The sequence below is a fragment of the Streptococcus sp. LQJ-218 genome (assembly GCF_003428885.1).
GTDB lineage: Bacteria > Bacillota > Bacilli > Lactobacillales > Streptococcaceae > Streptococcus.
In genome coordinates this window covers 226,638-248,635 of the sequence record NZ_QQRU01000002.1, presented here as the reverse complement: position 1 = coordinate 248,635, position 21,998 = coordinate 226,638, and the positions used below count along the sequence as shown (strand labels likewise).

19 protein-coding genes and 3 tRNA genes are annotated in these 21,998 nt (G+C 35.3%); 10 read left to right on the top strand and 12 right to left on the bottom strand.

What is annotated here, in order from left to right; genetic code table 11:
- Positions 1–43: 43 nt before the first annotated feature.
- From ychF to D2908_RS02840, 7 genes are all read right to left on the bottom strand, one after another.
- Positions 44–1,159 (bottom strand): redox-regulated ATPase YchF, encoded by a 1,116-nt coding sequence (gene ychF / locus D2908_RS02865; protein WP_044789139.1) that lies wholly within the window; start codon positions 1,157–1,159, stop codon positions 44–46.
- Positions 1,160–1,233: 74 nt separating this feature from the next.
- Entirely contained in the window at positions 1,234–1,389 is a 156-nt protein-coding gene (locus D2908_RS09905) for a hypothetical protein (protein WP_165847412.1), read from the bottom strand.
- 6 nt (positions 1,390–1,395) lie between these two features.
- A complete protein-coding gene (locus D2908_RS02860) occupies positions 1,396–1,590 on the bottom strand; it encodes a DUF951 family protein (protein WP_000285186.1) in 195 nt (64 codons plus the stop codon).
- A gap of 65 nt (positions 1,591–1,655) precedes the next feature.
- Positions 1,656–2,792: a DNA polymerase III subunit beta gene (dnaN, locus tag D2908_RS02855; RefSeq protein ID WP_117304716.1), complete on the bottom strand. Its 1,137-nt coding sequence runs from the start codon at positions 2,790–2,792 to the stop codon at positions 1,656–1,658.
- Positions 2,793–2,950: 158 nt separating this feature from the next.
- On the bottom strand, positions 2,951–4,312 hold the full coding sequence (dnaA, locus tag D2908_RS02850) for a chromosomal replication initiator protein DnaA (protein ID WP_117304715.1): 1,362 nt from the start codon (positions 4,310–4,312) through the stop codon (positions 2,951–2,953).
- A gap of 213 nt (positions 4,313–4,525) precedes the next feature.
- The gene (locus D2908_RS02845; protein WP_117304713.1) at positions 4,526–5,284 is read right to left on the bottom strand and encodes a ParB/RepB/Spo0J family partition protein; all 759 of its coding nucleotides are present in this window, start codon (positions 5,282–5,284) and stop codon (positions 4,526–4,528) included.
- 57 nt (positions 5,285–5,341) lie between these two features.
- The gene (locus D2908_RS02840; protein ID WP_117304711.1) at positions 5,342–6,523 is read right to left on the bottom strand and encodes a S1C family serine protease; all 1,182 of its coding nucleotides are present in this window, start codon (positions 6,521–6,523) and stop codon (positions 5,342–5,344) included.
- Between the two features lie 182 nt (positions 6,524–6,705).
- On the opposite strand from D2908_RS02840, the gene rlmH reads away from it, so the two are divergent.
- From rlmH to D2908_RS02805, 7 genes are all read left to right on the top strand, one after another.
- Positions 6,706–7,185, top strand: coding sequence for a 23S rRNA (pseudouridine(1915)-N(3))-methyltransferase RlmH (rlmH, locus tag D2908_RS02835; RefSeq protein WP_117304709.1), 480 nt, complete (start codon positions 6,706–6,708; stop codon positions 7,183–7,185).
- A gap of 43 nt (positions 7,186–7,228) precedes the next feature.
- A tRNA-Arg gene (locus tag D2908_RS02830) sits at positions 7,229–7,302 on the top strand.
- Positions 7,303–7,466: 164 nt separating this feature from the next.
- Positions 7,467–7,598: a competence-stimulating peptide ComC gene (comC, locus tag D2908_RS02825; protein ID WP_117304707.1), complete on the top strand. Its 132-nt coding sequence runs from the start codon at positions 7,467–7,469 to the stop codon at positions 7,596–7,598.
- 11 nt (positions 7,599–7,609) lie between these two features.
- On the top strand, positions 7,610–8,935 hold the full coding sequence (gene comD, locus D2908_RS02820; protein ID WP_117304705.1) for a competence system sensor histidine kinase ComD: 1,326 nt from the start codon (positions 7,610–7,612) through the stop codon (positions 8,933–8,935).
- Positions 8,932–9,684 carry a competence system response regulator transcription factor ComE gene (comE, locus tag D2908_RS02815; protein ID WP_000866074.1) on the top strand — a complete coding sequence of 251 codons (753 nt, stop codon included), beginning with the start codon at positions 8,932–8,934 and terminating at the stop codon, positions 9,682–9,684. The genes comD and comE overlap by 4 nt, the downstream gene beginning before the upstream one ends.
- Before the next feature lie 51 nt (positions 9,685–9,735).
- Positions 9,736–9,807, top strand: a tRNA-Glu gene (locus D2908_RS02810).
- Between the two features lie 5 nt (positions 9,808–9,812).
- Positions 9,813–9,886: transfer RNA gene (locus D2908_RS02805), tRNA-Asn, on the top strand.
- Between the two features lie 40 nt (positions 9,887–9,926).
- Here the strand turns inward: D2908_RS02805 and D2908_RS02800 are convergent.
- On the bottom strand, positions 9,927–10,469 hold the full coding sequence (locus D2908_RS02800) for a TetR-like C-terminal domain-containing protein (protein WP_117304703.1): 543 nt from the start codon (positions 10,467–10,469) through the stop codon (positions 9,927–9,929).
- 127 nt (positions 10,470–10,596) lie between these two features.
- Here D2908_RS02800 and D2908_RS02795 point away from each other — a divergent pair, with 127 nt between their 5' ends.
- Positions 10,597–13,239, top strand: coding sequence for a YhgE/Pip domain-containing protein (locus D2908_RS02795; protein WP_117304701.1), 2,643 nt, complete (start codon positions 10,597–10,599; stop codon positions 13,237–13,239).
- A gap of 28 nt (positions 13,240–13,267) precedes the next feature.
- Here the strand turns inward: D2908_RS02795 and D2908_RS02790 are convergent, their stop codons facing one another.
- Both D2908_RS02790 and D2908_RS02785 read right to left on the bottom strand, forming a co-directional pair.
- Entirely contained in the window at positions 13,268–15,811 is a 2,544-nt protein-coding gene (locus D2908_RS02790; protein WP_117304699.1) for a YfhO family protein, read from the bottom strand.
- 58 nt (positions 15,812–15,869) lie between these two features.
- Positions 15,870–17,492 carry an ATP-binding cassette domain-containing protein gene (locus D2908_RS02785; RefSeq protein WP_117304697.1) on the bottom strand — a complete coding sequence of 541 codons (1,623 nt, stop codon included), beginning with the start codon at positions 17,490–17,492 and terminating at the stop codon, positions 15,870–15,872.
- Between the two features lie 206 nt (positions 17,493–17,698).
- Between D2908_RS02785 and trpS the strand changes: the two genes are divergently transcribed.
- Together trpS and guaB are read left to right on the top strand one after the other, a co-directional pair.
- Positions 17,699–18,724 carry a tryptophan--tRNA ligase gene (gene trpS, locus D2908_RS02780; RefSeq protein ID WP_117304695.1) on the top strand — a complete coding sequence of 342 codons (1,026 nt, stop codon included), beginning with the start codon at positions 17,699–17,701 and terminating at the stop codon, positions 18,722–18,724.
- Between the two features lie 151 nt (positions 18,725–18,875).
- A complete protein-coding gene (guaB, locus tag D2908_RS02775) occupies positions 18,876–20,354 on the top strand; it encodes an IMP dehydrogenase (RefSeq protein WP_000073411.1) in 1,479 nt (492 codons plus the stop codon).
- A 50-nt stretch (positions 20,355–20,404) separates the two neighbouring features.
- Here guaB and recF read toward each other — a convergent pair whose 3' ends face one another.
- Together recF and yaaA are read right to left on the bottom strand one after the other, a co-directional pair.
- Positions 20,405–21,502, bottom strand: a complete 1,098-nt coding sequence (gene recF, locus D2908_RS02770) for a DNA replication/repair protein RecF (protein WP_117304693.1) — start codon at positions 21,500–21,502, stop codon at positions 20,405–20,407.
- 2 nt (positions 21,503–21,504) lie between these two features.
- Positions 21,505–21,873, bottom strand: coding sequence for a S4 domain-containing protein YaaA (yaaA, locus tag D2908_RS02765; RefSeq protein ID WP_117304690.1), 369 nt, complete (start codon positions 21,871–21,873; stop codon positions 21,505–21,507).
- Positions 21,874–21,998: the final 125 nt, after the last annotated feature.

Here is a 21,998-nt window from a genome sequence, read left to right as displayed (position 1 = left end):
TTGGAATTTTTTTCCAACCTAATTGACACTATTTATTAAATTTTTAGACATTAAAGCGGAATTCCATGATATCGCCATCTTGAACGATATATTCTTTTCCTTCTTCACGCAAGCGTCCAGCTTCTTTTACGGCCTTTTCAGAGCCGTATTTCACTAGATCCTCATATGACATGGTTACTGCACGAATAAATCCTTTTTCAAAGTCTGAGTGGATAATACCAGCTGCTTGAGGAGCCTTCATACCACGTTTAAAGGTCCAAGCGCGAACTTCTTTTTCGCCAGCTGTGAAGTAAGTTCCCAGTCCAAGCAAGTGGTAAGCTGCACGAGTCAACTTATCCACACCTGATTCTGTCAAACCAATGGCTTCAAGAAACTCTTCTTTATCTTCATCGTCTAACTCAGAAATTTCTTCCTCAGCACGCGCAGAAATAACTACTACCTCTGCATTTTCTGTCGCTGCGAATTCACGAATTTGCTTCACATAATCGATAGAATCAGGTTCTGAAACCACATCCTCATCAACGTTAGCTACATAAAGAACTGGTTTTGTGGTCAAAAGGAAAAGACCTTTAACTACTTTTTGTTCTTCATCTGTAAACTCGATTGTACGAGCTGATTTTCCATCTTCAAGGACTGGTTTAATCTTTTGAAGAACATTAAACTCTGCTACAGATTCTTTATCTTTTTGCGTACGTGCCATCTTTTCTACACGCGCATAGCGCTTATTGACTGATTCTAAGTCAGCAAGAATCAATTCTAGGTTAATGGTATCAATATCTGCAAGTGGATCCACAAAGGCATCTTCACGTCCTTGCTCGCGCATGACATTTTCATCATCAAAAGCACGAACTACGTGAACAATCGCATCTACTTCACGAATATTAGCCAAGAATTTATTCCCTAGCCCTTCTCCTTTTGAAGCTCCTTTTACAATCCCTGCGATATCTGTAAATTCAAAGGTTGTTGGAACTGTCTTCTTAGGAGTAATCATTTCAGTTAGTTTTTGGAGGCGTTCGTCAGGAACCTCAACCATTCCAACATTTGGATCAATCGTCGCAAATGGGTAGTTAGCTGCCTCTGCCCCTGCTTTTGTAATTGCATTAAATAGTGTTGATTTACCAACGTTTGGCAAACCAACGATACCTGCTGTTAAAGCCATATTTTCTCATTCTCCGTTTTCATTTCAATCCCTAGTATTATAACACAAAAAGAAAAAACTTGCTAACCCTCTAACTAAGGGTTAGCATACTCTTCGAAAATCTCTTCCAACCACGTCAACGTCGCCTTGCCGTAGGTAGGGTTACTGACTTCGTCAGTTCTATCTTCAACCTTAAAACAGTGTTTTGAGCAACCTGCGGCTAGTTTCCTAGTTTGTTCTTTGATTTTCATTGAGTATCAGTCAATAATTTTATTCATCTTTCGATCAAAATCATATCGCCCCATCATGACAACATGGTCACAATTACTGCATTTAATTTTGATATCTGCCCCTACACGCGTAATTTCCCAACGATTGGCTTTTTTACCAGTTGATTTAATGGTACAAGCATGTGGCTTTTTCATTTCAACAAAATTTCCAACTTGATACATACTACTCTCCTTTTTCTTTTTTGATTATATCATAAAAGAGGCGAGCTAGGCTCAACCTCTTTAACTTAATTCGTACGAACTGGAGTGATGAGCTGCATGAAGTCCTCGTCAGTATCTGATGGCACAAGAGTAAATGGACGAACAGCTGAGATAAAGCTAATGGTTACCTTTTCGCTATTTAAAGCCTTAAGGGAATCAATCAAATAAGTTGGATTGAAACTAATGGTCAAATCATCCCCAGTCACCTGCTCAGTATCGATTTCTTCGTTTACTTTACCAACTTCAGGAGAATGAACATGGGCGCTAACAATCCCATCTTTAATTTCAAGTTTCACAGTACCATTTTGAGTTGCACTTGATAAAAGACGAGCACGTTCCATTGACTGGCGTAAATTTACAACATCAAAAGTGATAGTAGTGTTAAAGTCTGTTGGAATCAAGCGATCTGTATCAGGATAGTTTCCTTCGAGGAGACGAGTATAGAAGCTAATATTTTCGCTTCTAAAGAGGATTTGGTTATTGGCAAAGAAAATCTCTACAGTTTCGATATCATCTGTAAATACGGCTGAAAATTCGCGTAGAGAACGGCTAGGAATGACAACATCAAAATCATCACTATTTTTCTCAAGCGTTAATTTTTTCTGACTTAGACGATGAGAGTCTGTAGCCACTGTTTTTAGCTCCTTGTACTGACTAAATACAAAATGAACACCTGTTAAAATCGGACGACTCTCTTGTGTACTTGCAGCAAAAGCTGTTTCATTAATAATTTTCTTGAGTAATTTTGTTTCAAGTATTAAAGGAGTGCTTGCTGAAATTTCTTGGATTCGTGGATATTGTTCGCTATCTTTTCCTTTTAGAGTAATTTCTGATTTACCGCTGGTTAAAACAATTTGATTTTGTTCAATTTCTTTAAAATCAAGAGTTACATCAGGTAGACTAGATACCACATTAATAAAGAAAGAAGCTTCAAGAAGGATTGAACCTAAAGAATTAATTAGCAAACCGGCATTTTCATTTTTTTGAGAAATAAAATTTTCAATTGAAATTTGACCATTTGAACCAATTAAAGTAACACCTTCATTGGTCACGTCAATTTTGATAGTTGATAAAATAGGAATAGCATTTTTAGAACTAATAGCTCTTTTAGTAGTATTTAATGCTTGTAGAAATAAATTTTTATTAATTGAAAAATGAATCATGGATTCTCCTTTATTTATTTTTAGTATTAGAAGGATAATAGTAATAATAGAGTCTGTGAAATCTGTGGAAAACAGACTTTAAACAAGTCGTATCAAGTTTTTTGGCTTGTTTAAAAAATGTGGATAAAAAAGATAAAAAAGCAAAAGTTATCCACAAGTTATTTAATTTTCTTTTTGATGGATTCAATTTCTAAACGTAAATTATCGTCTTCATCAATCAAAGATTTAATTTTGGCATGGGCATGAATGACTGTTGTGTGATCTTTTCCACCAAACTCTTTCCCAATTTTTGGAAGACTATTATCTGTTAGTTCTCTAGATAAATACATGGCTACTTGACGGGCTAATACAATATTTTGAAGGCGTCTACTTCCCTTCATTTCTTTGACACTGACACCATAAAAGTTACCAACTTCATTTTGAATTTTATCAATTGGGATGACGAGCATTTGGCTAACATCTTGTTTACGTGCTCGAATAGCCTCTGCAGCGATATCAATAGTGATATCCTTAATTTTTTTCACTCGGGCAATTAAAGTGATGTCGTTGATTGCTCCTTCAAGATCTCGAACATTTGAATCAAATTGACCAGCTAGGTATTCTAGGGTATCACTTTGGAAATGGTAGTCTAAATGTTCCGTTTTACTTTGTAAAATGGCAATGCGTGTTTCAAAGTCAGGAGGTGTGATGGTTTGGGTTAACCCCCAACTAAAGCGGGTGACAAGCCTTTCTTCGAGCCCTTCTAAATGTTTTGGACTACGATCACTCGTTAGGACAATCTGTTTTTGCTTGTCATGAAGGGCGTTAAAGGTATTGAAAAATTCTTCCTGAGTTGCGACTTTTTTTCCGCTGAGTGACTGGATATCATCGATTAACAAAAGATCAAGACTACGATAGGTTTTTTTAAACTTTTCCATTTCCCCAAGTCTTAGGTGATCAAGAAAGTCGTTGATAAAGCTTTCAGCAGGAATATACTTAACACGCGCATTCGGAATATTTTTTAGAATTTCATTTCCAATAGCGTTTAATAGGTGAGTCTTACCAAGACCAGGTCCTCCATAGATAAAAAGAGGATTATAGGTCAAGGCCAAATCTTCAGAGACAGCCAAAGCGGCTGATACTGCCCAAACATTTCCATCCCCTTGGATAAAATTATCAAAGGTATACTTTTCTTTTAATCCAGTATCCGAATAAGGAATAGATGCAAACTTTGGACTATAGTCATAAAGAGTTGAATTTGGAGCTTCTTCAACTTGTGAGACAACCGTATCTTGAGGTTTGGTAAAAATATAGTGGGGAGTTATCTCAGCATCATAAATTTCAAATCCAGCAACTACAATAATATCTTTTAGTTGTTTTTCCCAGACCATTTCCATTTCAGAGCGTGGTAAAAATATAGTAGCAATATTTTCCTCTACCTTGATGAGTTCAGCTTGAATAGCATAGAAATCATACATGGATCGAGTCAGTCTTTCTTGAGCAAATTCTAATATACGATTCCAAAATTGCTTTTCTTTCAATCCTTTCTCCTCCTTTACTATTTAAAAGTTTAATGATAGACTTATTTTACCATAGATAGCAAGAATTTTCCACAAGCTGTGAAAAATAATCCACAATGTTACCAAGTTTTATCCACAGGTTGGGGATAAAACTTGAAACTGTTGATTTATTAAGCCTTTTTATTAAAAAAAATAGTGTATAACCTTGTGAGATAAAAAAATAAAAGAACAGCCTTATTTCAGGCTGTTGATAATTCTACTGTATTCTTCTTTGTTTGAGAAAGCAATAATAATTTTTCCACTATCATTTTTAGACAGTTTGATTTCTACATCTAATCCGAGTAGTTTTTTTAACTGTTCTTCTTCATTTTGTATGAAATAATCATTTTTTTGCTGTTTCTTTTGTTTTTTTTCTGTCAGAAGAGCTTCTAACTTCCTTACAGAAATGTCTTCCTCTATGATTCGTTGAAAGAAATAGTCTTGTTGTTCCTTATTCAAGCCAACTAGCGAACGCGCATGCGCTTGTGATAGTTTGCCATTTTCTACTTCTAGGAGGATCTGTTCTGGCAAGGAAAGCAAACGAATGGAGTTGCTGATATAAGGACGAGACTTGCCCATTTTATCTGCAATCTCAGCATGGGTAAATCCTTTTTCTACAAGAGATTCATAGGCGCGTGCTTCTTCTATTGAATTTAAATTTTCTCTTTGTAAATTTTCAATGATGGACTGAACCATCATCTCTTGGTCTGAAAGTTGTTTAACAACAGCTGGGATAGATGTTAGACCAGCTAAAAGTGAAGCCCGATAGCGTCTCTCTCCTGCAAGGATTTCATAACCAATTACAGGAGATTGACGAACAATAATCGGTTGAATGACCCCATTTTCTTTAATAGATTGTGCTAGTTCATCTAGTTTTTCTTTATCAAATTCTTTTCGAGGTTGATAAGGATTTTTTTGTATATCTGTGATAGAAATCATTTCAAATTTTTCCATGATTCTACACTAACACATCTTTTCTCTTATGTAAAGCTTTCTTTACATAGATGTCAATTAAGATTCTAAATCACCTGAACTCTTGTCAAGTTTAATAGATGTAGTTTCTTCTTTACCGTTACGATAGTAAGTTATCTTAATGGTGTCTCCGATAGAATGATTGTAAAGAGCACTTTGTAAGTCTGTTGATGAAGCAATCTCTTTGTCATCTACTTTTGTAATAACATCGTATTTTTCAAGGTGACCATTGGCAGGCATATTACTTTGTACAGATCGAACAACTACACCAGATGTTACATTGCTTGGAATATTCAGTCTTCTAATATCACTTGTATTAATATTTGAGAGATTGACCATTTGAATTCCCAAAGCTGGACGAGTCACTTTTCCGTTCTTTTCTAACTGTTCAATAATATTGATAGCATCATTTGCAGGAATTGCAAAACCAAGACCTTCTACAGATGTTCCTCCATTTGTGGCAATTTTACTTGAGGTAATTCCGATAACCTGTCCTTGAATATTGATTAGTGGGCCACCAGAGTTACCTGGGTTAATAGCAGTATCAGTTTGGATGGCTTTTGTAGAAATGGCTTGTCCATCTTCAGATTTTAAAGACACATTTCGATTGAGACTAGATACGATACCTTGAGTGACGGTATTTGCATATTCAGAACCTAACGGGCTACCAATAGCAATAGCAGTTTCTCCCACGGTTAACTTACTAGAGTCACCAAATTCAGCTACTGTTGTCACTTTTTCTGAAGAGATTTTGACGACAGCAATATCAGAGAAAGTATCCGCTCCGACGATTTCTCCAGGTACTTTAGTTCCATCTGACAAACGAATATCTACTTTACTAGCGTCATTTATAACGTGATTATTGGTGACAATGTAAGCTTCTTTGTCATTCTTTTTATAAATAACCCCAGATCCTTCACTAGAGATTTGCTGAGAATCTGTATCAGTCTCATCATTACCAAATACGCTATTTTGTCTGTTTGACGAATAAGTAATAACAGAAACAACAGCATCTTTTACTTTGTTAACAGCCTGTGTTGTTGAATTTTCGTTTTTATAGGCAGTCTGTGTGATAGTGCTATTGTTGTTAGAGTTGTCTACACTACTTTTTTGAGTGAGTTGAGTTATTGAAAAACTACCTAAGGCTCCACTAATAAAGCTAATGACGATAACGACTAATAATTGGAACCATTTTTTGTAAAATGTTTTTAGATGTTTCATATTTGCCTCCATATGTTGAAATTACTGAAAGTATAACCTGACTAGCTTAATTATAACTTAAAAACAAAAGTTTTTCACAGATTGTGGATAACTTTCAAAAATCTGTGATTTTCTCGACTAAAATTCACCTTTTATTTTGTGAATAAGATGTGAAAAAATAGAGAATATGGTAGAATAGAGTCATGAAACTTAAAGTTGTAACAGTTGGGAAACTGAAAGAAAAGTATTTAAAAGATGGTATAGCAGAGTATTCAAAACGAATTTCTCGATTTGCTAAGCTTGAAATAATTGAGCTAGCAGATGAAAAAACACCAGATAAGGCCAGTGAGTCAGAAAATCAAAAGATTTTAGAAATAGAAGGTCAGAGAATTTTATCAAAAGTTGGTGATCGTGATTTCGTTATTGTGTTAGCTATTGAAGGGAAAACTTTCTCCTCAGAAGAATTTAGTAAGCAGTTAGAAGAAGCTTCTATAAAAGGATTTTCTACTCTTACATTTATTATTGGAGGGAGTCTGGGATTAGCACAGGATGTAAAAAAGAGAGCCAATCTCTCTGTTAGCTTTGGCCGTTTAACCTTGCCCCATCAGTTAATGAGACTAGTCCTTGTTGAACAAATCTATCGGGCTTTTACGATTCAGCAGGGCTCGCCCTATCATAAATAGAAAATTGACTTTCAATTGAATTTTTGGTAAAATAACTGTACTAGGTCTCATAGCTCAGCTGGATAGAGCATTCGCCTTCTAAGCGAACGGTCGCAGGTTCGAATCCTGCTGGGATCAATATAGTAGCAAAGCTGGGAATTTTCCCAGCTTTTTTCTTCAAAAAGTACACTTGGGGAGATAAAATTGACAGTTGAGAGAATTTTATCTAAAATGAAATTCCATTTTGTATAATGGTTTTTGTAAGTTAGCTTACTAGAAAAAACATTTTAGGAGATTTTATTATGAAAAACACAGTTAAATTGGAACAGTTTGTAGCCTTGAAGGAAAAAGACTTGCAAAAGATTCAAGGTGGGGAGATGAGGAAAATGAATGAAAAGTCCTTTAATATCTTTAGTTTATTTAGAAGAAGATAAAGGAGTAGAGAATGGATTTTTTTTCAGTAGTAGATTTTATATTATATTTTTTAATTATTAGTCACAGTTATAATTTAATTTGTAAAGGTCAAATAAAAACAAAGGAATTATGCTTTTTTGGTGTTTATACATTACTAGTAGGAACAATACTTGATTTTCCTTTTTATCTTCTATATTTAGATGGGTTAGGGATTGCAACATTTTTATTTCCTTTGGGCTTATATTCCTATTTTCGATGGAAGAAACAGTATGAGAGGGATAGAGGACTATTCCTAAGTTTACTACTAGCTCTTTTATATGAGAGCACTCATAACTTTCTGTCCGTAACGTTCTCCTCTATAACAGGAGACAATTTTGTTTTACAATATCATGACCCATTCTTTTTCCTTGTAACGGTGTTGACCTATTTTATTATCTTAAAAATCATTCGTTATTTCCATTTGGAACTAAACTATTTTGACAAAGACTACCTCTATCCTTTCTTGAAAAAAGTATTTTTTGCTTTACTATTGCTACATATTGTATCTTTCGTTTCTGATATGGTAAGTACGGTTAAACATTTGAATAGTTTTGGAAGTATTTTATCATCTATCGTCTTTATTTCTCTCCTTTTGACCTTCTTTGCAATGAATTCGCATAAAGAACAAATGGAGAAAGAGATTGCGTTGAAGCAGAAGAAATTTGAACAGAAACATTTACAGAATTATACAGACGAAATTGTTGGCTTGTATAATGAAATCCGTGGTTTTCGACATGACTATGCTGGAATGCTTGTCAGCATGCATATGGCAATTGACAGTGGTAATTTACAGGAAATTGACAGAGTTTACAATGAAGTTTTGGTCAAAGCCAATCACAAACTGCGTTCAGATAAATACACTTACTTTGATTTGAACAACATAGAAGATTCAGCTTTACGAAGTTTGGTTGCTCAGTCCATTGTCTATGCTCGAAATAATGGTGTAGAGTTTACACTTGAAGTAAAAGATACGATTACCAAGCTTCCAATTGAACTATTGGATTTGGTTCGTATTATGAGTGTTTTATTGAACAATGCTGTCGAAGGATCGGCTGATAGCTATAAAAAGCAGATGGAAGTAGCAGTTATTAAGATGGAAACTGAAACAGTGATTGTGATTCAGAATTCATGTAAAATGACGATGACTCCTTCAGGAGATCTATTTGCCTTAGGATTCTCTACTAAGGGAAGAAATCGCGGAGTAGGCTTAAATAATGTGAAAGAACTACTAGATAAGTACAACAATATTATTTTAGAAACAGAGATGGAAGGCAGTACATTTAGACAAATTATTAGATTTAAGAGGGAATTTGAATGAAAGTTTTAATTTTAGAAGATGTTATTGAACATCAAGTGAGACTAGAGAGAATATTGGATGAAATTTCGAAAGAATCGAATATTCCAATATCTTACAAGACAACGGGAAAAGTCCGTGAGTTCAAGGAATATATCGAAAACGACGAAGTAAATCAGCTTTATTTCCTAGATATCGATATCCATGGAATTGAGAAAAAAGGATTTGAAGTGGCTCAGCTCATTCGTCATTACAATCCCTATGCAATTATCGTCTTTATCACCAGTCGATCAGAGTTTGCGACTCTCACCTATAAATACCAGGTATCAGCCCTAGATTTTGTTGATAAGGATATCAATGATGAGTTATTTAAGAAGAGAATTGAGCAAAATATCTTCTACACGAAAAGTATGTTACTTGAAAATGAAGATGTTGTAGATTATTTTGACTACAATTACAAGGGAAATGATTTAAAAATTCCTTACCATGATATTCTGTATATTGAAACGACAGGGGTCTCTCATAAATTGCGCATTATTGGTAAGAATTTTGCAAAAGAGTTTTATGGTACCATGACAGATATTCAGGAAAAGGACAAACATACTCAGCGATTTTATTCCCCTCATAAGTCATTTTTGGTAAATATAGGCAATATCAGAGAAATTGATCGAAAAAACTTAGAAATTGTTTTCTATGAAGATCATCGCTGTCCTATTTCAAGGTTAAAAATTAGAAAATTAAAAGATATTCTAGAGAAAAAATCTCAAAAGTAATTGACAATTAGCAAGAAATTGATATAATGGTTATATCTGCTACAGGTAGAAGGTCCGTTGGTCAAGGGGTTAAGACACCGCCTTTTCACGGCGGTAACACGGGTTCGAATCCCGTACGGACTATTTTATCCGCCATAGCTCAGTTGGTAGTAGCGCATGACTGTTAATCATGATGTCGTAGGTTCGAGTCCTACTGGCGGAGTATACATAAAAGGGAACACAGTGTTGTTCCCTTTTATGTATCAATTTGTATCACCAAGCATTTTCATAAGGAAGTCTGTTATTTCTTGAGGACTTTCTTTTTTTCCATGTGCAATCCAAGTTTGGCAGACACCAAAAAGTGCGTGAGTTAGATAGATGCTACTGTATTCTAATTCAGTAGTATTGAGATTCAGTTGCATAAAGCGCTTTTGTAAATCTGTACTGAGTATGATATGAAGTTTATTTCGTAAGAAATTTTGGATTTCTTTTGTCCCATTTTCAGAAAGAAGGGCAGCCAGAAGTGGTTCTGACTCTAGATATTCAAATACTTCTAAAATAGCGTCTCTTTTGTGATGAGCATGTTTCTGAAAAATATATTCAAATGTATGAAATAGCTTACTTTGATAGTGCTCAATCATATCATATTTATCTTTATAGTGAGTGTAGAAGCTAGAACGACTAATTCCGGCTTTTTTTGCTAGCTTGACAGTAGAAATTTGATCAAATGGCTGTTCCATGAGTAATTGTACCATAGCATTTTCAATAGTTCGCTTTGTTTTTAAGCGTTTGTTACTTTCTTGCATACTTCCTCCTTGTAAACAAATTAGACTATGTGTCTAAAAATGGATTTTTTATCTTGAAATTTAGATTTTTTAATGTATAATCTATTATATCAAAATTTTAGACAATATGTTTAAAAAAGGAGAAACAATGTTTAAAGAATGGAAAGCAATTTTTAAAAAACCAACCTTTATTATTGTCATGATAGGGATTTCTCTTATTCCAGCTCTGTACAATATCATATTTTTATCCTCAATGTGGGATCCATATGGTCAATTGTCTGACTTACCTGTGGCAGTTGTCAATAATGATAAAGAGGCTTCCTATAATGGCAATAGCATGTCTATAGGAAAAGACATGGTGTCCAATTTAAAAGAAAATAAAACCTTGGATTTTCATTTTGTAGATGAAGAGGAAGGTAAGAAGGGGTTAGAAAATGGCGATTACTATATGGTAGTAACTTTACCAAGTGATCTATCTGAAAAAGCCACTTCTATTTTAACGGATCACCCAGAGCAAATGCAAATCGATTATCAGACTTCAAGTGGTCATAGCTTTATTGCAAGCAAGATGAGTGATTCTGCAATGACACAATTAAAGCAGAATGTTTCTACCAATGTAACCGAGACCTATACTAAAGCTTTATTCAACAAAATGGTTGATTTAAAGGATGGTATGAGTCAAGCAGCTTCTGGTAGTGAAAAATTAACTGATGGATCGAATCAGTTAGTGACAGGAAGTCAAGCATTAACTACTAACCTACACTCTTTAGCAGATTCAAGTTTAACATTTTCAAATGGAACGGAGCAGTTTACTAAAGGATTATCCTCTTATGTTTCTGGTGTTGAACAACTTCATCTTGGCTTAGGTAATTTTAATAGTGGTTTAGTTACATATACTGGTGCAGTGAGTCAATTAGATGGCGGATTAGGTCAATTATCTTCTAAAAGTCCTGAATTAGTAAGAGGAATCAATCAACTATATACTGGTGTAGAGTCCTATACTGGCGGTGTTTCGCAGCTCAATGCTGGTCTGAATCAATTTTCATCTGGTGTTAGTGCTTATACAAGCGGAGTAGGAAATCTTGCAACAGGTGCTAATCAGTTATCCAACCAATCAGCTACACTTCGAATGGGTGTGGAGCAATTAAGTGAAGGGATTCAACAACTTTCTAGCAAGTTAGAGGCTTCGTCTGAGCAAAAAGATCAAATTAATCAATTATCTTCTGGTTTGAATCAGTTAAATCAAGCTATTCAAAATATTGATGTTGGAGATACAAAACAATTAGATTCTGTTTTATCAAGTATAGCATCCCTTTCTAATCAAATGTTAGCAAGTGCTCAGTCTGATAAAGCGACTACATTAGCCAATATTCAATCGACATCAGCTTATCAATCTTTGACAAGTGAGCAACAAGCTGAAATAAGTGCTTCTGTCTCTCAAAATTCGACTGATAGTATTCAATCGGCTCAGTCAATTGTAGCTTTAACTCAAGGTTTACAGGGAAGTTTAGAAAACTTACAAAATCAATCTTCTAATCTTTCGACATTAAAAAATCAAGCTAATCAAGTATTACCGCTTGCTTCTACTTCTTTGACAGGATTGTCAAGTGGATTAACAGAAATACAGGGAGCAGTGACAAGTAAATTAGTTCCTGATAGTCAGTCGATTGCATCAGGTGTAAATGCATATACTGCAGGTGTTGATAAAGTTTCTCAAGGTGCAAGTCAACTAAGTGAAAAGAATTCCACCTTGACAGGTAGTTTGAATCAATTAGTTTCAGGCTCAACTACCTTGACACAAAAATCTTCTACCTTGACAGCAGGAGTTGGTCAATTAGTTGAAAAAACTCCAGAATTAGTGTCTGGTATTGAAAAATTATCAAATGGCTCCAATCAATTGAATCAAAAGAGTCAAGAATTGATAGCAGGAGTTGATAAATTGCAGTCAGGATCTAGTCAACTAGCTGACAAATCCAGTCAGTTAATTTCAGGTGCTTCTCAATTAGAAAGTGGTGCTAATAAATTGGCAGATGGATCTGGGAAACTAGCAGACGGTGGAACAAAGTTAACTTCTGGCTTGGAAAGTTTACAGACAGGAGTTGCTTCTTTAGGACAAGGATTAAGTAATGCTAGTGATCAGCTCAAATCAGCATCTACGGAATCTCAAAATGCAGAGATTTTGTCAAATCCTCTCAGTCTTTCCAAAACAGACAATGATCAAGTTCCTGTAAATGGAGTTGCAATGGCTCCTTATATGATATCAGTTGCTCTTTTTGTTGCAGCAATATCAACGAATATGATTTTTGCGAAGTTGCCTTCAGGACGTCATCCAGAGAGCCGTTGGGCTTGGTTGAAATCTAGATCTGAAATAAATGGTATTATAGCTGTTTTAGCAGGGATTTTGGTATATGGAGGAGTTCATCTTATTGGTTTAACTGCTAATCATGAATTAAGAACATTTATTCTTATCATTCTAACAAGTTTAGTATTTATGTCTATGGTGACCGCTTTAACAACATGGAATAGCCGTATAGGAGCTTTCTTCTCTCTTATTATGCTTTTATTACAGTTGGCATCAAGTGCAGGTACTTATCCACTTGCTTTGACAAATGATTTCTTTAGAGCTATTAATCCTTGGTTACCAATGAGCTATTCAGTTTCTGGATTACGACAAACAATCTCTATGACAGGAAATATTCATCATCAAGTCATTTTCCTTGCCGTTATATTAGTACTGTTTATTGGTTTAGGTATGCTAGCCTATCAACCTAAGAAAATGGAAGAAGATTAAAAAATCGACCGCTTAACTGGTCGATTTTTTAATCCTTAGATAACTTTCGTCTGTGATTATAGATTCCAAATAGTAGGAGAGAAGTAAAGGAACAGATTGCTCCAGTAATAAACCCATTTGGAATGAAGGAAAGTGTAATAGTTCCTTTCCCCTTGGGAACATCAACTTTCATAAATCCAGTTTGAGCTTGTTTCATTTCTATTTTTTTACCATCTTGGGAGGCAGACCAACCTTTGTCATAAGGAATGGTGAAGAAAATAGATGTATCTTGTTGGACATCATATGTAGCAAAAACCTTGTTTTTAGAAGTTGATACTGTTACAGGTTGTTCTTTGATTTTTTGAATTGCCTCAGTTAAAGTTTGGGTGTCTAAACGATAGAAGGTAGGAGATTCAAATGATACTTGTGAATTTCCAGGGAAACTAACAGTAATATTGAAAGTTTTTTTCTCTTTTGTATAGCCTAGATTAAAGAAGGAGAAGACATTATCAGTTGTAAAAGTTTTCTTTTCACCATTTACAAGGATATCAACCTTCTTTTGTTTATCATTTGAAAAGTGAAGGTTTGTGAAAGAAAGATAAACTTGGCTGTTTTCTGATACTTCAATTTGATACTGGATTGCTGCATCCTCATTTGAAGAACTTGTAACACTGATCAAATCATCAGTATCTTCTGTTTTTTCATAAGGGATTGGAGAAAAATAATCAAAATTGACGTTAGCAAGTTGATTTAAAAACGAGGCCTGATTATCCAAAGTGTGTTGATTGAACTTGACATCGTTGTAAACAGATTGACTAGCAAAGGCAATCGGAAGAGAGAATTGATTTTCATACAGGGTAAGATTATCTTTTTGATATACATCTTGGAAACCGTACTTATCAATAGGGTTTCCCGAGATATTGTACTGGATTCCAAATAAACTATCAGCTAAAATACTATTATTGGCATAACGAAGATTGAGATTGGTCCCAGATGATTTAAACCCCAATTTATCCAAAGTAGAACTTGCTGAACGGTTTCGAACAGATGAAAATTGAGAGATTCCATTATAGTTGAATTTCATACTGTCATTTCCTGTCTGAGTCTCTAGTTTCTCAGTACGAGTAAATTGATTTCCAATATATGTTGAGAAAGATTCCATAGCTGGGATATCTTGATTATATGCACTTCGAGAAGCAAAACCCCATTCTTTGGCAATTCCGTCCATTTGAGATGAAGCATTTAAACTTATTTCAACCATTATAAATAAAGAGATTAGAATGGCAAACAGATTCACAGAGATAAACTTTTTAATAACTGCAAGGAGTAAAAGAGAATAGACAACTATAAATTCAAGAGTAAGCAGAATATTCAAATCTGTTAAAAAAGAATAATGTGACTTTAGATGGATAGTAGCTAAAAAACCTGATACTAGAAGAAAAAGCGAAACTAAAAAATTCCAGACTTTAATTTCTTTCAGACGATTTAAGACTTCTGCTGCTGTGTAAATTAACAAGGTAGAGAAAATCCAAGCATAGCGATGTAAAAACATATTTGGAGTATGCATCCCTTGCCAAAATAAATCAAGAGCTTCAAGATAAAAGCTTGCAATTAGAAATGTAAAGAAGATTGCATAGATAAGTTTCACGTGAAACTTAATAGTTTTCAGTGTAAAAAATAAAATGGTTAAAATAAAGGGAAGTAGTCCTACAAAAATCATTGGAATAGCCCCATACTTGGTTGTATCAAAGGAACCAATGAATTGTTTAGCAAAGAGATCAAGATACCAGCTACTTTCAGTTTGAAACTTTGTAACTTCTGTCAATTTTTCCCCATGTGTCTGTAAATCAAACAGAGTAGGAAGAGTCAGAATAAAACTAGCCATACCAGCTAAAAAGGAGGTCACAACAAAATCAAGAAAAGATAATTTTCGAGTCTTAAAGTCCCACGAAAGTTGACAGAGATACCAGAAAATAAGAAACACTGCTGTCATATAGCCAAAATAATAGTTTTGGATAAATAAGATTGACAGACTTGTAAAGTACAATAGGAATTTCTTTTCAGTGATAAGCAATTGTAAACCAGTTATAATTAAAGGAATCAAGATAAAAACATCTAGCCAAGTTTTTATCTCTAATTGACTAACAGTGAAACTCATCAGAGCATAGGAAGTAGATAAAGCTAGTTTTAAATGCCTAGAAATCGATTGAAATAATTTATTTAAACTAAAGTAAGTTGACAGTCCAATCAATCCAAATTTTAAGAGAGTTGTCAGATAGACAGCATCTGGCATATTTGACAGATTAAAAAAGTAAACTAGAGGTGAAAGGAAACTTCCCAAGTAATAGCTAGATAGGGCATAGAAATTTAATCCGAGGCCACTTGTAAAGGTGTAAAACAGACTACCATTTCCATGTAGAATATTTCGTAAAGCTACATCAAAAATAACGTATTGATGAAACCCATCTCCTAATAGTGGAGATGTATCGCTATTCCAGTAGATGCCTTGAGATAGATATACTCCTATCATAATAATTACGGGAATGATGAAAGAAACAAAATAGGACCAATATGTTTTAAAAAATAATTTCATGTTACCTCATAAAATGTTAGAAAACTCAGCTGGTTAACCCAACTGAGTTTTGAAAATTTTAGTCTTTCCAAAGTTCTTTAACTTTTGCTTGTACTTCTGCATTCTCTAGGAATTCATCATAGGTTTCATCGATACGGTCAATGACGCCATTTTTGGACAAGACAATGATATGGTTAGCTAGAGTTTGAATAAACTCGTGGTCATGACTGGCAAAGATGATTGATTCTTTAAAGTTTTTCAATCCATCGTTCAAGCTTGAGATAGATTCCAAGTCCAAGTGATTGGTTGGATCATCAAGTACAAGCACATTTGATTTCAAGAGCATAAGTTTTGAAAGCATGACACGAACTTTTTCTCCCCCTGACAAGACGTTTACAGGTTTGTTAACCTCATCTCCAGAGAAGAGCATACGACCGAGGAAACCACGCAAGAAGGTGTTGTCATCTTCTTCTTTACTTGCAAATTGACGCAACCAGTCAAGAATAGATTCACCCCCAGCAAAATCAGCTGAATTGTCTTTTGGTAAGTAAGAACGACTAGTTGTAACTCCCCACTTGACAGTTCCTTCATAGTCGATATCACCCATAATAGCACGGATGAGAGCAGTTGTTTGGATATCGTTTTGTCCGATAAGAGCAGTCTTGTCACCTGGACGCAAGATAAAGCTGATGTTGTCAAGAATAGTTTCGCCATCAATCTTGACAGATAGATTTTCTACTGTCAAGAGATCGTTACCGATTTCTCGTTCAGCTTTAAAGTTGATAAATGGATATTTACGACTAGATGGCACAATTTCTTCAAGTTCAATCTTATCAAGCATTTTCTTACGTGATGTTGCTTGTCTTGATTTAGAAGCATTAGCAGAGAATCGAGCAACGAATTCTTGGAGTTGCTTAATTTTTTCTTCTGCTTTTGCATTACGGTCTGCTAGCAATTTAGCAGCAAGCTCAGAAGATTCTTTCCAGAAATCGTAGTTTCCGACATAGAGCTTGATTTTCCCAAAATCAAGGTCGGCCATGTGGGTACAAACTTTATTTAAGAAGTGACGGTCGTGTGATACGACAATAACGGTGTTATCAAAGTCAATCAAGAAATCTTCTAACCAAGTAATAGATTGGATATCAAGACCGTTAGTTGGTTCGTCTAAAAGAAGAACATCTGGTTTACCAAACAAGGCTTTAGCAAGGAGAACTTTCACTTTATCTCCATTTGCTAGTTCACTCATATTTTGGTAATGAAGATCTTCAGGGATATTCAAGTTTTGCAAGAGTTGTGAAGCTTCACTCTCAGCTTCCCAACCACCTAGTTCAGCAAATTCTCCTTCAAGCTCAGCTGCACGAACCCCGTCTTCATCAGTAAAGTCTGCTTTCATATAGATTGCATCTTTTTCTTTCATGATGTTGTATAGTTTTTCATTACCCATGATAACAACATCAATAGCACGTTCATCCTCATAGTCAAAGTGATTTTGACGAAGCACAGAAAGACGTTCATCAGGTCCAAGAGAAATATGACCAGTAGTCGGTTCGATATCACCAGCTAAGATTTTTAAAAATGTTGATTTACCTGCACCGTTAGCACCGATTAAACCGTAGGTATTTCCTTCTGTAAATTTGATGTTGACCTCATCAAAAAGTTTGCGATCACTAAAACGTAGTGAAACATCAGATACTGTAAGCAATGTTTTTCTCCTATTATATGTAATACTCTAATTCTACTAGAAAATCAACAAATATTCAAATTTTTATCTGTCAATTTTGTGTAAATTAGATTTACAGTATTCTTTACACGAATCCGTAAATGGTAAGACTGATTTATTTTGATAAATTCCGGTTATTTCATTAAAAAAATGCTATAATTGAAGGGACCATATCGAAGGAGAATAAAATGACTAAACCCATTATTTTAACAGGAGACCGTCCAACAGGAAAATTGCATATTGGACATTATGTTGGAAGTCTCAAAAATCGAGTATTGTTGCAGGAAGAGGATAAGTATGATATGTTTGTATTCCTGGCCGACCAACAAGCCTTGACAGATCATGCCAAAGATCCTCAAACCATTGTAGAGTCTATCGGAAATGTGGCTTTGGATTACCTTGCAGTTGGATTGGATCCAAGTAAATCAACTATCTTTATTCAAAGCCAGATTCCAGAGTTGGCTGAGTTGTCTATGTATTATATGAATCTAGTTTCATTAGCTCGTTTGGAGCGTAATCCAACTGTCAAGACAGAAATTTCTCAGAAAGGATTTGGAGAAAGCATTCCGACAGGCTTCTTGGTTTACCCAATCGCTCAAGCAGCTGACATCACAGCTTTTAAGGCTAATTATGTTCCTGTTGGGACAGATCAAAAACCAATGATTGAGCAAACTCGCGAGATTGTTCGTTCTTTTAACAATGCATATAACTGTGATGTCTTGGTGGAACCGGAAGGTATTTATCCAGAAAATGAAAGAGCAGGGCGTTTACCTGGTTTAGATGGAAATGCTAAAATGTCTAAATCACTCAATAACGGTATTTATTTAGCTGATGATGCGGATACTTTGCGTAAAAAAGTAATGAGTATGTATACAGATCCAGATCATATTCGCGTTGAGGATCCAGGTAAAATTGAAGAAAATATGGTTTTCCATTATCTAGATGTTTTTGGTCGTCCAGAAGATGCTCAAGAAATTGCTGACATGAAAGAACATTATCAACAAGGTGGTCTTGGTGATGTGAAGACCAAGCGTTATCTACTTGAAATATTAGAACGTGAACTGGGTCCTATTCGTGAGCGTCGTATTGAATTTGCTAAGGATATGGGAGAAGTTTATAATATGCTTCAAAAAGGTAGTGAAAGAGCGCGTGAAGTTGCGGGTCAAACCCTATCTGAGGTTAAGGGTGCAATGGGACTCAATTACTTTAACTAAGTTTATTTTACAAGAAACTATCATTTCTATCTCAAAGAAAAGATAGTTTTTTATTTACCCCTGTAACATTTGACAAATTTTTATAGAATGGTATGATAGATACAATATAAAAAGCGTCAAGCTCAAAAAGAAAGAAAAGAGGAAACTTCGAATGTCTAATTGGGACACTAAATTTTTGAAAAAAGGTTTTACCTTTGATGATGTATTGCTTATTCCAGCTGAAAGTCATGTGTTACCTAACGATGCAGATTTAACAACTAAATTGGCAGATAATTTGACTTTAAATATCCCAATTATTACCGCTGCCATGGACACAGTAACAGAGAGTCAAATGGCTATTGCTATTGCTCGTGCAGGCGGTCTCGGAGTTATCCATAAAAATATGTCAATTGCTCAACAAGCAGACGAGGTTCGCAAGGTAAAACGTTCTGAAAATGGAGTTATTATTGATCCGTTCTTCTTGACACCTGAACATACAATTGCTGAAGCTGATGAGCTTATGGGACGTTACCGTATCAGTGGTGTTCCAGTTGTTGAAACACTTGAAAATCGTAAATTAGTTGGTATTTTGACAAACCGAGATCTTCGTTTTATTTCAGATTATAACCAACCAATCTCAAACCATATGACTAGTGAAAATCTTGTTACTGCTCCTGTGGGTACAGACCTTGCAACAGCTGAGAACATTCTCCAAGAACACCGTATTGAAAAACTTCCCTTGGTAGATGAAGAAGGACGTCTTTCTGGCTTGATTACGATTAAAGACATTGAAAAAGTAATCGAATTTCCAAATGCTGCTAAAGATGAGTTCGGTCGTCTTCTAGTTGCTGGTGCGGTAGGTGTAACTTCTGATACTTTTGAACGTGCTGAAGCCCTTTTTGAAGCGGGCGCAGATGCTATTGTCATCGATACAGCACATGGACACTCAGCGGGTGTGCTTCGTAAAATCGCTGAAATCCGTGCTCATTTCCCAGACCGTACACTGATTGCTGGGAACATCGCTACTGCTGAAGGTGCGCGTGCCCTTTATGATGCAGGTGTTGACGTTGTTAAAGTCGGTATTGGCCCAGGTTCAATCTGTACAACTCGTGTTATTGCTGGTGTTGGTGTTCCTCAAGTAACAGCTATCTACGATGCAGCAGCAGTTGCTCGTGAATATGGTAAAACGATTATCGCTGATGGCGGAATCAAGTATTCTGGAGATATTGTAAAAGCCCTTGCTGCAGGTGGAAATGCCGTTATGCTTGGATCTATGTTTGCTGGAACTGATGAAGCTCCAGGAGAAACTGAAATTTTCCAAGGACGTAAATTCAAGACTTACCGCGGTATGGGTTCAATCGCTGCTATGAAGAAAGGTTCAAGCGATCGTTACTTCCAAGGTTCTGTCAATGAAGCAAACAAACTTGTTCCAGAAGGAATTGAAGGTCGTGTTGCTTATAAAGGTGCGGCAGCTGATATTGTTTTCCAAATGATTGGAGGTATTCGCTCTGGTATGGGTTACTGTGGTGCAGCTAACCTTAAAGAACTACACGATAATGCTCAATTTATTGAAATGTCTGGTGCTGGTTTGAAAGAAAGTCACCCTCACGATGTACAAATTACGAATGAGGCACCAAATTATTCTATGTAAAAACATCGTAAAAGAACTCCCGTGAGAACAGGAGTTCTTTTACGATGTTGTCAACTTTGGTTTACAGCAACTTTACCATCCTGAATAGTGAAGATACTTAGATTTTCTGGCAGATTTTGAAGATGATCTAAGCTGGTTGTTGTAATAAAGGTTTGGATTGAATGAGAAATCGTTTCTAATAATTTTAGTTGTCTAGTGTTGTCAAGTTCGCTCATAACATCGTCAAGCAGTAATATTGGAGATTCTGTAGTTATACTTTCCATTAATTCGATTTCTGCTAGTTTTATTGATAAGACGAGACTACGATGTTGACCTTGACTTCCAAAACTAGCATCCATCCCATTTATATAAAAAGAAATGTCATCCCGATGAGGACCAACACCAGTGTTCTTTTTAAATAAATCTCTGGACCTACTTTTGTCTAAAGCAATTTTGAAAGATTCGGATAAGTCTTCTTTGTCAGTTAGCTTGACAGAAGATTGATAGGATATTGACAACTCTTCAATCTGATTAGATAATTCAAAATGTTTCTTATGCCCAAAATACTCTAGTTTTTTTATGAAATCTAAGCGGTGATTCATTACACGACATCCATAATCGACTAGCTGATCATCTAGTACTGAAAGAAAAGTTTCATCTATTTTTTGAGCTGATTTTAGATAAGTGTTCCTTTGTTTTAGGATGTGGTTATAATTGGTTAAATCTGATAAATAGATGGGCTTAATTTGCCCAAGCTCCATATCAATGAATTTTCGTCGAACTGAAGGTGCTCCTTTAATTAGTTGTAAATCTTCCGGAGCAAATAAGACAACATTCATGTGTCCTACATAATCTGAAAGTCGTGCCTGCTTTAAGTGATTAACTTTTGTTACACGGCCTTTTTGCGTTAGTTCAATTTCGAGAGGAATAGATCCCGTTTTTTTCTGAACAAGACCTGAAAGATGAAGTTGTTCCTCATCGAAATGAATGAGATTTTTATCTGTTCGAGTTCGATGACTACGTGTTAAGGCTAAAAAATAGATAGCCTCTAACATATTTGTTTTACCTTGTGCATTGCGTCCTAAAAAGACATTTAATTTAGGATTAAAGTCTATTTTCGTTTCTTTGTAGTTACGAAAAGTTTTGAGAGATAGGTGTTGTAGCCACATGATTATCTACCAGGGAATCGCGGAGCTTGTTTGCTTTTGGATGATGAAGTAGGTTTAGAGTTGTCTTTTTTAACTCCTTTATTCATCTCCTTGACAAGTTTAGCGATTCGTTCTTTTTCAATTTTATCAGCTTGGTATTCCTCTTGCTCCTCAGAAGTAGGTTGTGTCAACAAGATGTCAATATTCATGTCAGGGATGTCAACTTTATCTCCGATACGAAGTTTTTTTCCACGACGACTCTCTAATTCCCCATTAAAGTAAACAGAATGTTCAGAGAGAAATGATTTGATAGCTCCTCCGCTATGTGTAATTCCAAGTTCTTTGAGTAGTGCTTGGAGGGTAATAAATTCTTCAAATAATTTGTATTCCATAATTCACCTCAATCTTTGGTATTATATCATATTTTCCTAAAAATAGTGAGAGAAACGGGAAGGAATGTAAGCGATTTTTATTTCAAAAGTGTTACAGAGAACAAGAAAATTTCAGGTTTTCGTGA

What these genes read in the sequence shown, in the direction of transcription:
- D2908_RS02840 (WP_117304711.1), bottom strand. Translation starts at nt 6,523, where the DNA reads ATGAAACATCTAAAAACATTTTACAAAAAATGGTTCCAATTATTAGTC.
- D2908_RS02790 (WP_117304699.1), bottom strand. Translation starts at nt 15,811, where the DNA reads ATGAAATTATTTTTTAAAACATATTGGTCCTATTTTGTTTCTTTCATC.
- trpS (WP_117304695.1), top strand. Translation starts at nt 17,699, where the DNA reads ATGACTAAACCCATTATTTTAACAGGAGACCGTCCAACAGGAAAATTG.
- comE (WP_000866074.1), top strand. Translation starts at nt 8,932, where the DNA reads ATGAAAGTTTTAATTTTAGAAGATGTTATTGAACATCAAGTGAGACTA.
- D2908_RS09905 (WP_165847412.1), bottom strand. Translation starts at nt 1,389, where the DNA reads ATGAAAATCAAAGAACAAACTAGGAAACTAGCCGCAGGTTGCTCAAAA.
- comC (WP_117304707.1), top strand. Translation starts at nt 7,467, where the DNA reads ATGAAAAACACAGTTAAATTGGAACAGTTTGTAGCCTTGAAGGAAAAA.
- guaB (WP_000073411.1), top strand. Translation starts at nt 18,876, where the DNA reads ATGTCTAATTGGGACACTAAATTTTTGAAAAAAGGTTTTACCTTTGAT.
- D2908_RS02860 (WP_000285186.1), bottom strand. Translation starts at nt 1,590, where the DNA reads ATGTATCAAGTTGGAAATTTTGTTGAAATGAAAAAGCCACATGCTTGT.
- D2908_RS02800 (WP_117304703.1), bottom strand. Translation starts at nt 10,469, where the DNA reads ATGCAAGAAAGTAACAAACGCTTAAAAACAAAGCGAACTATTGAAAAT.
- ychF (WP_044789139.1), bottom strand. Translation starts at nt 1,159, where the DNA reads ATGGCTTTAACAGCAGGTATCGTTGGTTTGCCAAACGTTGGTAAATCA.
- recF (WP_117304693.1), bottom strand. Translation starts at nt 21,502, where the DNA reads ATGTGGCTACAACACCTATCTCTCAAAACTTTTCGTAACTACAAAGAA.
- rlmH (WP_117304709.1), top strand. Translation starts at nt 6,706, where the DNA reads ATGAAACTTAAAGTTGTAACAGTTGGGAAACTGAAAGAAAAGTATTTA.
- D2908_RS02795 (WP_117304701.1), top strand. Translation starts at nt 10,597, where the DNA reads ATGTTTAAAGAATGGAAAGCAATTTTTAAAAAACCAACCTTTATTATT.
- D2908_RS02845 (WP_117304713.1), bottom strand. Translation starts at nt 5,284, where the DNA reads ATGGAAAAATTTGAAATGATTTCTATCACAGATATACAAAAAAATCCT.
- yaaA (WP_117304690.1), bottom strand. Translation starts at nt 21,873, where the DNA reads ATGGAATACAAATTATTTGAAGAATTTATTACCCTCCAAGCACTACTC.
- dnaN (WP_117304716.1), bottom strand. Translation starts at nt 2,792, where the DNA reads ATGATTCATTTTTCAATTAATAAAAATTTATTTCTACAAGCATTAAAT.
- comD (WP_117304705.1), top strand. Translation starts at nt 7,610, where the DNA reads ATGGATTTTTTTTCAGTAGTAGATTTTATATTATATTTTTTAATTATT.